Raw genomic sequence first — 13,920 nt, 5'->3', positions numbered from 1 at the left:
TTTGTCCGTTCTGCCCCACTGCCTGAACATCAACTGTCTGTATCAGTACATTCCAGGTTGCAATAAGCGAAAAGAAGTAATTCGGAAATATACTCAGATTGGCTATTTTACGCTAAATCTGGACTAGGCTAAAGAACATCTTTATGCGAAGTCCACTAAGCGTAGGATACTAAGCTGGCGTGATATTCACGTTAACGTGTTTATCTGAATAAAAAAATATGGCTCTCACAGTTTCGGCTGTGAGAGCTTTTTGTTTCATAAAAAGTTTGTGTAAATAATCCTTATTCCAGATGAAGAACATTAAGAAGTAAGATCCAGCTGATTCCATAATATGAAACTACGGCAACAAGATCGTTGACCGTTGTAATAAGCGGTCCGGAAGCGACTGCAGGATCGACTTTGATTTTTTTGAAGAAAAGAGGTATTAACGTACCGACAGCGCTTGAGATAAGCATAGCTATCATAAGTGAAACGCCTATACATCCTGATACTGCAAATGCAAACATTGTTTCTTTTCCTTTGAATAAAGATATATATAATCCGATAAAGGAAAATGACAAAAAACCAAGCAGCAAACCGTTACACAAACCGATCCTTATTTCTTTTATTACCAGATGCATTTTTTGCTTAAAAGACAGCTTTTCATCTGTCATAACGCGAATAGTAACGGCAAGAGACTGTGTTCCGACATTACCTGCCATATCAAGTATCAAAGACTGAAACGCCATAATGAGAGTCAATTGAGCAACTACCTTTTCAAAAAGGCCAACAACTGTCGATACTCCGATTCCCAAAACAAGAAGCGTCAATAGCCATGGCAGACGTTTTTTCATACTCTGCAAAAGAGTCTCGTTTAAGTCCTCTTCTGCTGTAAGACCAGCAAGTCTTGCATAATCCTCGCCCATTTCGTCATCAACAGCTTCAATGATGTTCTGAGCTGTAATAACGCCGAGAAGCTTATTGCTCTCGTCCAGAACCGGAATGATGCTTTCAGAATAATCTTTCAGCTTTTCAATACAATCGGAAGTCTGCTCATTTGCGTATACATACGGAAAAGAAGTCGCAATAATGCTTGACAGCGGCTTCCCGCTGCGTGCGGTAATAAGATCCTTCAAATCAATTGCACCGTTATACTCGTCTTCATCATCGACCACAAAAAGCGTTGTAATATTGTCGTTTTCCGCAGCTTGACGTACAAGCTCATTCATTGCTTCTTTGATAGACATATTATCATGAATTATAATGCAATTTGTTGTCATTCTGCTGCCGATCTCATCTTCATCAAATGAGGCAATCAATTTAATCTCTTTTTGAACGTCAAGGTCGACTGCATCAATTATTAAGCTGCGCTTTTCTTTTCCAATTGACCTGAGTACTTCAACCGCAGTATCTGTATCCAGTTTTGAAACAACAGCTGCGGCTTTGCGGACATCCATCTCTTTAAGATAAACGCCAGCATCTTCCTCATCAAAGAACTCGAAGATCTCAGAAAGCATATCTGTACTGCTGATACGATAGAACTTTTTTCTTTCATTTTCTGAAAGTGTTGACAGAACATCAGCAATATCATTGGCGTGATAATCTTCAAGCTTATACATTAGCTTTTTCGGAGCAGCATTGCTGTGAAGTATTTCTGTGATCTCAGCAGTGTAATCCGGTTTAACCGCTGTTTCGGTTGTATGTAAGATTTTCTTATTATCCATTCTTTTATCCTCCTGATTATTAATAAGCAGAAGGGACAAATGGGCATAAAAATCCCGTATATGAGCTTAGCAGGTCACATACTGGAAACAACAATCATGAATTCAAGCGCAACACAATCAAGCGGAAACCAACAACAGTCCCGCTGTGTTTGAATTGATATTGTTTTCGCCCGCCAGCCCCGCAACTGTCACCGTTAGCCACGTGATTCACCTCCATATTCTTAGTATATTACTATTTTATCACAAAACAAAAATGATGTCAACAAACAAAGAATGAATGGATATTTTTATCGGCAAGATTTCCTTTGAATTATCGTTGCTTTCTTGCCGATAATATGGTATAATATAATCATGGAGGTGTTGATATGGAATACAAAAGCGTAGCTGAAATGGCTGAATTATGGGGAATATCCGAGTGTACAGTACGCAATTACTGTGCGGAGAGACGAATCGAAGGAGCTGTTCTTATCGGCAAAACATGGAAAATTCCTGCCGATGCCAAAAGACCTGAGCGCCGCAAGTTGAAACGTCCTGAGACACTGCTCGAAATTCTCAGAGAGCAGAAACGCAGTAATCAGCACGGCGGTATATACCATAAGCTGCAAATAGAGCTCACCTATAACTCAAACCATATTGAGGGCAGCAAACTCACGCACGACCAGACACGCTATATCTTCGAGACCAATACCTTAGGTTTTGAAAATGAAGCTGTCAACGTTGACGATGTAGTTGAGACGGTCAATCACTTCCGCTGCATAGATTATGTTATCGAAAACGCTGAAAAGCCGCTTACAGAAGCCTTTATTAAGGAACTTCACAAGATACTGAAAACAGGCACAGCTTACAGCAGGAAAGATTGGTTTGCTGTAGGCAAATATAAGAAGTTCGCTAATGAAGTAGGAGGAGAGCTTACTGCATCACCTAATGAAGTACCTGCAAGAATGAAAAAACTCATATCTCAGCACAGCAACCTGAAAAACGTATCTCTTGAAGATATTATAGATTTCCACTATCAGTTTGAAGCTATACATCCGTTCCAGGATGGCAACGGCAGAGTAGGCAGGCTTATTATGCTTAAGGAGTGCTTATGCAATAGCATTGTTCCGTTTATAATATCCGACGATCTAAAGATGTTCTACTATCGCGGACTCAAGAACTGGGAACAGGAACGCGGCTGGCTGACGGATACCGTACTGACCGCACAGGACTGCTTCAAGGCTTATCTTGATTATTTTCAGATAAAATATCAGGCATGATATTTGCGAATTTACCTTTAACATAAAGATCGTCGAAGAAGGTCTGCGATAAACGCTTAAGCTATGATTGGAGTGTATAATATGGATAAGAATAAAGTCAAGCTCATAAAGATAAGCGAAAAAGCCTTAAAGGAACTGATTTATGAAACATTTGTTGAGAAACAATCTGAATTGTTAGATGTTGAACCAACTGAGGTTTCAGATTATTTTGAGTTCGATATTGAAAACGGAGAGTTTATCTTCTGTGCAATAAAATCGGAAGATGAAGAAGGGAACTTTTTATCATTGCCTCGGGAAATTGATTTGAAAAAAGTAATGAAGAATATTCCTGACACAACAGATTCCGTTTTTTCTGCAAACAGATATAAAGAGTATACAATGGACGAACTGATAGAAATATCAAGTCAGCAAAAGAGCGACCATGAATAATATATTTCACTATACTTCTCCCCTCGGCGGAATGACTCTCTCCAGTGATGGAGAAGCACTGACAGGATTATGGTTTGACGAGCAGAAATTCTATCCACACGATCTTATTGAGAAAAGCAACGAATCAGAGTTGCCAGTATTCACTCAGACCTGCAAATGGCTCGATACCTATTTCAATGGGAAAGAACCTGGCTTCACTCCGCAGATAAGTCTTCACACTACACCGTTCCGCAAGACTGTGTATGATATACTTCTCACTATACCGTATGGACAGACCATGACCTATGGTGAGATCGCCCGTATCCTCGCAGAGCAGCAAGGAACTGAGCATATGTCTGCTCAGGCAGTCGGTGGTGCCGTTGGACATAATCCAATCGAAATTATCGTTCCCTGTCACAGAGTAATAGGAGTGGACGGAAGTCTAACAGGTTACGCAGGCGGACTGGATAAAAAGAAAGCATTGCTTAAACTTGAGAAATACAGCCCCTTCTTAGTATGATAAATGGATTATGTTGTGTACTGTCCTTGTTTAAAACCGTATTTTTCTAAAACATCATCCCAATTTAATTCAGCAGTATTATCTCCGTCTTCACCAAGTTCAGAATCACCTACATATTTCTTATCTCTGTCAGTGTCCCAGCAAAGAACCCTGTAAAGGTTGCCTGAAGTATCAAATATTATGATATATTCGATATCGCCGTGAGAAGGTATATCCCATAGCGTATTTTTAATAAATTCATCATCTTTTGAACGAATACCATAAACTGCAGGTTTATCGGAATAATCAGTAGCATATTCTCTTGCTAAAGAATATGCAAGTATGCACGAATTTGCAACATCGGGATCTTCCTTGTCAAGAGTTGGCGTTGTTGAACCCTCATTGAATCCATCAAAATATATATTAGTATATTCACCTTCTTTTAAACCAAAATATGATAATACTTCATCCCAGTTTTCAAAATCATCTTTCAAGTTACTATCATATTTTTTTGCAATACCGACATATTTCTTCTCGTAACTGCATATCCAACATAAAACATCTTCAGCAAACCCTTCTTCATTAACAAAAGCGATGTATTCTACGTCTTCGTCTAAAGATTTATGAATTGAAAAGAAATAATTTCCAAATTCACTATTATCACGAATATGTCCGTAAACCATATTAGGAAGAGGAGATTCATTACAAAAATACTCCATGCCTATTCCGCTTGCCATCGTTCTTGATGAGGATTTTTTTCCTTGTGAATCATTATCTGAAACTTTCGTAGTATTAGTAATGTTTGTATCTGAGGTATCATGTGAAGTTTGTGTCTCAGTGTTTTGTGAAGATGAGAGCGAGTCTTTAGTATCTTTTCCACAACTTATAAAGCATAATGTAGATATTACAATTATGGAAAATAAGATTGTTTTTTTATGCCGCATAATTAAAATACTCCTTTAGCTTTGCGTTTAACCATGTAATATTCGATTCAGCCCGTTCAGTTTTTTCTTTTGTTGGATTAAGCGGATTATGACCACTTATTTTATCCACAATACCTGTATGTTGATCACATAATATCAAATATTTGCTTTCACCATAGCTTCTTGCATATAATGCATAAAATGGGAAACAATTTGATGTTCTAACTTTTTGCGTTGATTCATCATCATTTACGGTACAAATATAAACAGTTTCTTTTCTTGAATTAATATGCCTTTTGAAGAATGGTGCTGGCATACTTGACTTTGGGTTACAGTGCAATGTATAATATTGGTAGTGTGTAGTTTGACGCATTAAATCTGAATATGTGATGGTATAGAATATGAAGCTTGCTAATTTCTTTAAAAATACGAAATATTTATGGATAGGCGGACTAATGGGTGTAATCCAACAGTTTGCAGGAAGACTGGACTATTATTTGTACCATGGCAGAGATATTTTCAGCTTTTCGGGTATAATGGGTGGTTTATCCCTTTACGCAGCTATAATTCTATTTGTTATAAAAAGAGATGTTCCGCCGAAGCAACAGTTCAGAGACCTTTTTCTATTTTTCTTTGGAATGGATTTCTTCTATTACCTATATATATTTATTATGGAGCTTTGCTGGTATATTTCTGAAAAAAGGAACTCAGCCGAGCATATCAGTGATATAAGCTACTACTTTCAACAGACATTCGAGGAGATCTTTGATTTCATACAATGGACTACAATAGGCACTGCCGCTGCTGCATGGGCGTATTTTGCAACAAAACTGCGGAATCGTAACAAAAAGAAATTATATATTGCTATGCTCATACCTTTATTCTCTGTTATTGTCTTGGAACTGGCTGAAGGTATGCATACATTAGTGATGTATATTATACAGGAATACAAGAGGGCACACGATCTTCCGTTGCCAACAAATTCGGAATGGATTTTCTCAATATCGTCGTTATTGGTCCCTTTAGTATTGCTGATACTGTGCGTCTATAAATTCATTTTTGCGAAAAAAGATTCAAGCAAAGGACAGGATAATGATCTGGCAAAGTAACAAATTAAGCATTAATACAGTATAAAGTTACCTTGAGTGCCGACTCTCATAAAATCGGGTAGGAGGCGACGATGGCGCCGCCGAACTCTCAGTCGAGTATCCCAGTGGATTTGCACCGCAAGGCTCTCACAGAACCGTACGTGAAGCTCTCACTTCACACGGCTCTTCATATTCCCATTATGGTTTCCAGCCTAGAACCCAATGTGCAAACATGTTGGGCTCTCTTTTTGCTAACTCTTGAAGCCATGTTTTGGCTTTGATTTTATGCCCTCTGAACCTTTTGAATTTGTGCCTGCCCCATCGACAAAGTCTTTCATTCAGGCAGTACATGGTGTGTTTGACTGCTGATTTACAATAACTCATTCCCTACGCCTCTTCCTGAGCATTAAAGCCTGTATTTCCTAAGCATTTTGAAATACAGGCTTTTATTTATACAGAAAAACTATCGCTGTCAAAAGTTTCTTCTAACTCCATCTGCTCGCGTTTGTACTGATACCAGAGAAGGAAATCCGCAACCGAAGCCATAGGCAGCATACCAATGATTACGATATACATAGGGCCGAAGATGGAGCGCTCGGGGTGACTGTTACCCAAAACCATTCTTGGGCTGAATTCTAAATTTATCATTGCGTGGAATATCACAGGCATCCATATACTGCCCGACTTCACATAGAGAAAATCCGCAATGATGCCCATACTCACCATATATAACAGAAGACGACCAATCCCAGAAGCGGTGCACCAATGTAGTTCTTGCCGTACTCAAAGCCAAAAAGGATTATTGCGGGGAAGTGCCACGCGCCGTGTATCACTCCACCGATAAGAAGTCCCTTTGTCCTGCCGTAGGCATCTTTAAGCTCGGGGTACATAAAGCCTCTCCTGCCTATCTCCTCGCCAAGTGCCAAAAAACTGGAATGAACGTGAAAAAAGGATTAAGATCTTCAATTATATCTTTTGCGATAAAGGAGATGTAGGGACTGCCGTTTTGCACGAATTCCTCGTATTCAGCAGGCGGCATAAACCGCTGAAAAGCCACAGCAGGAGCTAAAAGAAGCAATTTGGAACCATCTCATATTGGTTATTTTACGCTGAATCCAAACGATGCTAAGAAGTACATCCATACGAAGCCTGCCAAGCGTAGGCTACAAAGCCAGCGTGATATTCACGTTAGCGTGTTTATCAGAATAAAATAATAAGGCTCTCTTATTTCGTCTGTGAGAGCTTTTGATTTAGAACTTGAATTCATTTTCGTTCTGATGCCATACAATACAGTTTTTTCCGCAATTTTTACCCATATAAAGATACTCATCAGCCTTCTTTAAAACGGAATCAAATTCTGTCCGTTTTCCATATGCAAGTCCTGCTGTAACAGTAACAGGTGTATTGTCTGGAAGAATTATCTTTTCAGAAATCAATTGACAAAGATGTCTGGCACATTCGTATGCAGAATCAATATCTAAATCCTTGTAATAAATGATAAATTCTTCACCGCCCCACCTTACAGGGTGAAAGCTGTATTCTTTTTCTTCCTGAATACATGAAGAAAGCTGTATTAATATCTCATCACCCTTGTCATGCCCAAATTTGTCGTTTATTTTCTTAAAATTATCAATATCCAGAAGTATTATACTTATCTGAGATTCTTTTCCTTTGGCAATAGCATCATATAGAAATCTTCTGTTATAAAGTCCGGTCAGCGGGTCGTGTGTAGAACTATAATCAAGTTTATTTTTTATCGCATCAAGTTCAAGCTCATAAAACAATGAAGTGTAAAGTATTGTAAACAAAGTAATAAGAAGATTGACAAAATTAAAGATTCGCGAATAAGGCAAAAGCTCTTCATACAAACTTAAAAAGAAGCTGTCAGGTATTAATAACTTGGTGTGATGAATCATTAAAGCAGAAAATACACCTATAGCTTGAAATAAGAAGCGCTTGTTACCGAATGACGGACTAAGATAAAAAATGACAGGTACCATACCGATCACAAAATAAATGAATCCAAAAGTGTTCCTTGTAAACAGTTCACACAAAGTAGAGAATATTATTATTTCAAAATATGCTGAAACCGTTGCTTTTTCAGATTTTTCCCTGTCTTTTGAAAATAAAAGAAAAAGGATATAGAAAACAGAACTTATTGCATTTATTATTGCCAAAGGGATTGCATCAATGATAAAAAAAACGGAAAAATATCCAACATGAACCATCAGACACATTACAAGAAAAATTGTATTTCTGTTTTGTCCCATTTTATTGAACAATGTTGAATTATTAATTTTTTCCCTCAATTACGCCCCCCCTTTCGAAACGCTTCTGCATCTTGTTAGTATAAGTAACCATATACAGATGATGTGTCATCAAAGATTACACATTTCCTTTTATATCTTATTATGGCGCTTAAAATACTATCATCAATTATTTGCGCCAAGATGTTTCTTTATTACTTCCATGATCTCATCAACGTGTGTTTCTGTGATATTTTTAATATCAGCTTTGATAGCTTCAATGGTCTCTTGATCGTCAGGCAGATTTTCACAAAGCGTGATAGCAAGAACATCATCTGAATAATTGCTTTTTACAAAGTAATCAACTGTCTCTACTCGTCTGTATATGCCATCATCACCAAGCTGACGGGTTATGAGTCTTAGAGTCTGAATTCCTGAATTATAGTCATCAATGAGTTTTGTTCTATTAAATGTCGTAGCAAATATCTCTCTGTCATCAGGATGCATACTACTTGCGCCGTGAACAATAAATTCATCAAACGCACCAGCAGATGGGCATGAGGTAGATGTGAAATTTTCATATGCCATCATATAGAAAGAGTTTCTTGTAAGATTTGTAAAAATAACAAGTGGATACCTCTTGAATATAGCATTGATAAGAAGGCTCATTGTACCTGCAGCACTTTGCGATTGCAAGATATCCGTCGCTTCTTCCACAACCTTATGTTCATAACAAAGCTTGAGATAATCCTCTTCCGGCATAGGTCGAGCATAAAGATATCCCTGTATCCTGTTGCAGTCGCAGCTCCTCAGAAATCCAAGCTGTTCCTTTGTTTCAACGCCTTCAGCAACAGTGTTTATATTCAATCTGTGTGCAAATGTGAAAATACTCTCCAAAACTATACGTTCTTTCTCGTCCTCACAGTTATGACTAAGAAGAGATTTGTCAATTTTAAGTACATCTGCCGGAACATCCTTAACAAACTGAAGCGAAGAAAGACCGCTGCCGAAATCGTCGATAGCAACTTTAAAACCTGCATTTCTTATGGACATAATCCAATCCAAAAGCTTGTCCTCATTGCCAATCATGGCTGATTCAGTTATTTCCACTTCAATCAGCGGATGCGGAAGGTCATATTGGTCAACAAGAGCTGTAAGTTTTTCCGCAAAGTTCTCTTCCTGTATATGCCTTCGTGAGTAATTTACCGAAATTGGAAATTGAGGCATCATATTCTGTTTTACAAGGGTTTTTCATACAATCTCTGTGACATACCAGTCAATTTCCATTATGAGGTCTGATTCTTCAGCGACAGGAATAAAGAAAAACGGTGAAATGACTGTTCCATCAGGTTTTATCCATCTGACGAGAGCTTCTGCACTTTTCATTGTCCGTTAATGGTATCATACTGTGGCTGATAATAAGCAGTCAGTTCGTTATTATGCAATGCTAACTTAATCTCTTCAGCTGAATATTTCATAAGGATTCCATCCTTTCATTATGACTTTTTCATATCCCTAATGATTTAAAGCATAAATCTATATTTATTCACAAATATTGTATCATATTTTATCTACCAATTCAATGTACATTTTGAAAATTTTTATGAAACCAGAACATATAACTTATAGTATATATGAACGAAGAAAAGAATAAGTCGGACATAAGCCCGACTCATCATTTTATCTGCTTTTTTTCATATATGCCTCTATGGAGACTATATCTTCCTTGGCCGTTGAAGCAAACGCATAGTACGCAAGAATATTCGATGCATCAACGGCATTTATCCATCCGTCATGGTTTACATCTGCGGTAAGCTTTTGTTCCTCATTATATCCGCCGCTCTTATTGGTCGATATAAGTGTATAATATGCAAGAACCGAAGAAGCATCGACTGCGTCGATATATCCATCAGAATTAACATCGCCAAGCTGATCTAATTCTTTGAAGGTATACCCGAACTTCTGAGCATATTTCTCAGCAGTAGAGCCTTTATACCCCTTTATAACACCCGAAAACTCCTCACCTTTATTTGAAATTGTCGTAGCCCAGTGTTCACATATATTACATTCGGGATTAAGTATACATATCTCTTCAAGTGACTCACACTTATAAAAAGCCTGTTGCTTTATTTCCTCTACTGATGCGGGAATAATAACTGATTTCAGTGAAGTACAATCAATAAAGGCATTCCATTCTATAGTCTTAACAGTATCAGGAATAACAAGCTCTGTCATATTTCCATATTCACAGGATTGACTGGCTATACATACCACTCCATCAGGTATGACAGCTTTTTCCATATCTCGATTTATAGCCAGAAGAGTACCGTTTACAATCAGAAAAGAATTCTTTTCAATCTGCTCTTTCTCCCAAGGAGTACCATTGAATGCCCATCCTTTTACATTTGTGGCTGATGGAGGTATTGTTATATCCGCAAGTTGGTTACAGCCGCTAAAAGCCGAACCTTCGATAGACGTCACAGAATTGGGTAAAACGACCAAAGTAAGATTGGTGCAGTAAGCAAACGAACCATCGCCTACAGATTTTAACGTATTGGAAAACTTCACAGAAACAAGATTCTTGCAAAAACTGAAATTTTGACTTCCTACCCTTGTTATGCCATTGCCTATAACTATCTTTTTTATTAGTTCCTTTTCGTCAATCCACGGTATAGGAAATATATTATCTCTAAGATCATACATATCTCCCGTACCGCTGACAGTAAAAGTACCATCGCGGTCCAGCTGCCATTTAGCATTATCTCCGCAAGTTCCGCTGTCAATTACTGTCGCAGATTCAGCCGAAAGGATTATCGATGTTTCAAATGTAAGTATGGCAGTTCCAAACGGTATCACAGCACACATCAGCGCTGCTATTATTTTTTTACAATTCATGATATACGCCCCCACTCAATATCTAAAATATTCTTGATAACAACCATTATCTCTTCAAGTCGTTTACTATCGATACTTTTGATTTTACTAAACTAAGCGTCAAGAGCCGGAAGATCAATTGTTTTATCTTGTTCTCCGAATAGCTTATCTCCATACTGGAAAATGAACTTTTTAAGCTTTTGATGGTTCATTTTCTTGATTTATCAGTAAGTATCCCTGTCGATAATCCCTTTCTGGTCCAAATATAGTTCTTTAACCTTTAATTTTCTTAATGTCATTATATCACCTATACAATGTAAATAGAAAAGTGGAACTGCTTATAACAGACAGCCCTTATATTTAAATATTTATGATGTTTTGCGTACCGTCTTTAGAAAAAATAAAACTGTAGGGAATATGCTTTAAACTATTTAACGTAAGGACTTGCTTACTTATATCTTTTCTATTATTTCAAATATAAGCTCGGCGATTTTCTCCGGTGGTTCTGGCTTTTCTGATTTCAGCCATTTACTTATAATCGAATAATTGCCATAAATCACGAATTCCTTGACATATTCCCTTCTGAAGCCAGAATATCTTGGCGAGACCTGTTCATCAAGCTTTTGAGTTATAAGCGAAAGGGACATTATTTTTTCAAAAAAACCGTTATCAAAAGCGGCTCTCAGAAGCGCTTTGCATGATTCACGGTGAGTATCAATATATGTCAATATCATCTGTAGACTTACAGGGCAGTTTTTTTCTAGCAGACTTTTTTCAAGCTCATTTATAAAATCAGACTGCAAATCGTTCATAAGATCAGACGGACTTCCGTAGTATTTATAGAAAGTTGTACGATTAATCTCGGCTTCGTTACAAAGCTGATAGACGGTTATCTTTTCGAGCGGTTCATGCTCTAAAAGTCTGACCAAAGCTTCTTTCAGCATTTTTTTTGTTAATCTTATACGCTGATTTTCCATATTGATCACCTCAACATAAATAAGAAAAATGTTGACTTCACAGCAGATACAGGCAGTATTGTACGCCTCACATCATAGTCAAAGTAAACAGTCGGTTGACTTTGCGTCAAATCTGTGTTAGAATTATAGCATAAAGAATATTAATTGTCAAGGGGTGCTTTAATTGAAAAAAATTGCTGATTTTATTGTTGAGAAAAGGATATTTATTCTGGCGACGATACTGGTTATTGCGGGACTGTGCGGTATCCTTATACCTAAGGTGAATATCAATACTGACATGACCAAATATCTTCCTGATGATTCATCTATGAAGATAGGCATGGACATTATGAAAAATGAGTTCCCAGATGCTGAAGAGGATCACACTATCCGCGTAATGTTCAGACGGCTCACCGACGAACAGAAATTCGAAATGCTCGACAGGCTGTCCCAGATAAAGTATGTTTCAGATGTGGATTACAAAGAAGCCGATGATGACTATAATAACGGCGAATATACAAAGTACGTTCTTCATACCGACTACGATTATGAAACTGCCGAAGAAGTAGCCATAGAACAGACTATCGAGTCTGATTTTTCTCAGAACGGTATGAAATATAAAAATGACAGTGTAGATACTCCTGACCTTCCACTGTGGGTAGTTATCACCGCAGTAGCTCTAATAATGCTGATCCTTATCGTCATGAGCGGTTCGTGGATAGAACCGCTCCTGTTCTTGTTCACCATCGGCATTGCTGTTGTTATAAATATGGGCACAAATATATTCCTCGGAGAGATATCAGATAAGACTTTCTCCGTAGCTTCTATATTACAGCTTGTACTCTCTATGGATTATTCTATTATACTGATAAGCCGTTACCGTCAGGAGCTTAAAAAGAAAAGTGATAAGAAGTCTGCCATGAAAGAGGCTATAACAGGAGCATTTTCCTCTATCTCAAGCAGCTCGATAACAACAGTTGTAGGCTTGCTTGCACTTGTGTTTATGAGCTTCAAGATAGGCTTCGACATGGGCGTTGTACTTGCAAAGGGTGTATTTCTAAGCGTTGTATGTGCATCCCTTGTCCTTCCCGGACTAATACTGCTATTCTCAAACACTATTGAGAAAACAGCCAAGCGTTCACCAAATATCCCTACAGGTGGTCTTGCGAAGCTTTGCGATAAGATAAGACTTCCTATCACGATATTATTTGTTATTCTTTTCGCTGGCGCATACATGCTCAAGAATCATACATCTATTTCATATTCTATGCCGACTGAGGATCCAATAGCTGATATTTTCCCGACAAAAAGCACAGTTGTTATGGTATATGAAAATCAAGACGACGATAAAGTCACAGCCATAGCCGAAGAACTTAAGAAACTTAACAATGTTAAGGGTGCAGCAAATTACTCAAATATGCTAGCAAAACAGTATACAGCAGCAGAAATGGTCGATGCCATTGATGATCTGTCTGATGTTATGGGCGGTGGAAACAGACGTGATATCAATGCAGACGAGAGTATGTTCAACATGCTTTACTACAAGTATTTCGGCGGAGAGACCAGGAAGATGACAGCAAGTGAATTCATGCGCTTCATTGCTGATGATGTGATAACAAATAAATCTTTCAGATCATATATTGATGATAATATAAGCAATAATGCAGATATTATAAAGCGCCTTTCAAGCAAAGAAAATCTTGAAAAACCATTGACATCAGCTGAACTTGCAGACTTGCTCGATATGGACTCGGCTCAGACCGATAAGCTTTTCATGTACTATTTCTTACAGTCACCTGAAGCTAAGACACGTCCAATAACCATAAATGATTTTGTGGATTTTATAATTTATGATATCTCAAAGGATCAGACTTACGCTGAAATGTTTACGGAAGAAACCCTGTCTCAGATGAAGACTTTACAGTCACTTACAGATCAGGATAAAGCAAATAAGAAAAAAACATCAC

General features: G+C 37.8%; 14 protein-coding genes. 5 read left to right on the top strand and 9 right to left on the bottom strand.

Going from position 1 to position 13,920, the window contains the following annotated elements:
• Positions 1-281 precede the first annotated feature (281 nt).
• The gene (gene mgtE, locus J6U00_RS07280) at positions 282-1,703 is read right to left on the bottom strand and encodes a magnesium transporter (RefSeq protein WP_296580586.1); all 1,422 of its coding nucleotides are present in this window, start codon (positions 1,701-1,703) and stop codon (positions 282-284) included.
• Between the two features lie 365 nt (positions 1,704-2,068).
• Between mgtE and J6U00_RS07275 the strand changes: the two genes are divergently transcribed.
• From J6U00_RS07275 to J6U00_RS07265, 3 genes are all read left to right on the top strand, one after another.
• Entirely contained in the window at positions 2,069-2,959 is an 891-nt protein-coding gene (locus tag J6U00_RS07275; protein WP_296580584.1) for a DNA-binding protein, read from the top strand.
• Between the two features lie 81 nt (positions 2,960-3,040).
• On the top strand, positions 3,041-3,388 hold the full coding sequence (locus J6U00_RS07270) for a hypothetical protein (RefSeq protein WP_296580582.1): 348 nt from the start codon (positions 3,041-3,043) through the stop codon (positions 3,386-3,388).
• Complete coding sequence (locus J6U00_RS07265) at positions 3,381-3,887, top strand: methylated-DNA--[protein]-cysteine S-methyltransferase (RefSeq protein WP_296580581.1); 507 nt, start codon at positions 3,381-3,383, stop codon at positions 3,885-3,887. The genes J6U00_RS07270 and J6U00_RS07265 overlap by 8 nt, the downstream gene beginning before the upstream one ends.
• Positions 3,888-3,895: 8 nt before the next feature.
• Here the strand turns inward: J6U00_RS07265 and J6U00_RS07260 are convergent, their stop codons facing one another.
• Positions 3,896-4,810, bottom strand: coding sequence for a hypothetical protein (locus J6U00_RS07260; protein WP_296580580.1), 915 nt, complete (start codon positions 4,808-4,810; stop codon positions 3,896-3,898).
• Positions 4,800-5,105 (bottom strand): hypothetical protein, encoded by a 306-nt coding sequence (locus J6U00_RS07255; RefSeq protein WP_296580578.1) that lies wholly within the window; start codon positions 5,103-5,105, stop codon positions 4,800-4,802. The genes J6U00_RS07260 and J6U00_RS07255 overlap by 11 nt, the downstream gene beginning before the upstream one ends.
• Before the next feature lie 85 nt (positions 5,106-5,190).
• On the opposite strand from J6U00_RS07255, the gene J6U00_RS07250 reads away from it, so the two are divergent.
• Positions 5,191-5,898, top strand: coding sequence for a hypothetical protein (locus J6U00_RS07250; RefSeq protein WP_296580576.1), 708 nt, complete (start codon positions 5,191-5,193; stop codon positions 5,896-5,898).
• A gap of 429 nt (positions 5,899-6,327) precedes the next feature.
• On the opposite strand, the gene J6U00_RS07245 is transcribed toward J6U00_RS07250, so the two are convergent.
• The 6 genes from J6U00_RS07245 to J6U00_RS07220 form a co-directional block, all read right to left on the bottom strand.
• A complete protein-coding gene (locus tag J6U00_RS07245) occupies positions 6,328-6,594 on the bottom strand; it encodes a CPBP family intramembrane glutamic endopeptidase (RefSeq protein WP_296580573.1) in 267 nt (88 codons plus the stop codon).
• Positions 6,595-6,596: 2 nt separating this feature from the next.
• The gene (locus J6U00_RS07240; protein ID WP_296580571.1) at positions 6,597-6,803 is read right to left on the bottom strand and encodes a CPBP family intramembrane glutamic endopeptidase; all 207 of its coding nucleotides are present in this window, start codon (positions 6,801-6,803) and stop codon (positions 6,597-6,599) included.
• A 324-nt stretch (positions 6,804-7,127) separates the two neighbouring features.
• Positions 7,128-8,186: a GGDEF domain-containing protein gene (locus J6U00_RS07235; RefSeq protein WP_296580568.1), complete on the bottom strand. Its 1,059-nt coding sequence runs from the start codon at positions 8,184-8,186 to the stop codon at positions 7,128-7,130.
• Positions 8,187-8,309: 123 nt separating this feature from the next.
• Positions 8,310-9,350, bottom strand: coding sequence for an EAL domain-containing protein (locus tag J6U00_RS07230; protein WP_296580565.1), 1,041 nt, complete (start codon positions 9,348-9,350; stop codon positions 8,310-8,312).
• 453 nt (positions 9,351-9,803) lie between these two features.
• The gene (locus J6U00_RS07225; protein ID WP_296580563.1) at positions 9,804-11,018 is read right to left on the bottom strand and encodes a leucine-rich repeat protein; all 1,215 of its coding nucleotides are present in this window, start codon (positions 11,016-11,018) and stop codon (positions 9,804-9,806) included.
• Positions 11,019-11,449: 431 nt separating this feature from the next.
• On the bottom strand, positions 11,450-11,974 hold the full coding sequence (locus tag J6U00_RS07220; RefSeq protein ID WP_296580561.1) for a TetR/AcrR family transcriptional regulator: 525 nt from the start codon (positions 11,972-11,974) through the stop codon (positions 11,450-11,452).
• A gap of 163 nt (positions 11,975-12,137) precedes the next feature.
• On the opposite strand from J6U00_RS07220, the gene J6U00_RS07215 reads away from it, so the two are divergent.
• The coding region (locus tag J6U00_RS07215) for an efflux RND transporter permease subunit (RefSeq protein ID WP_296580559.1) at positions 12,138-13,920 on the top strand (1,783 nt) is incomplete at its 3' end.

The sequence above is a fragment of the Ruminococcus sp. genome, assembly GCF_017650195.1.
Lineage (GTDB): Bacteria > Bacillota > Clostridia > Oscillospirales > Ruminococcaceae > Ruminococcus.
Note: the sequence above shows the minus strand (reverse complement) of the source record. Positions and strands in the feature narration are given on the sequence as shown.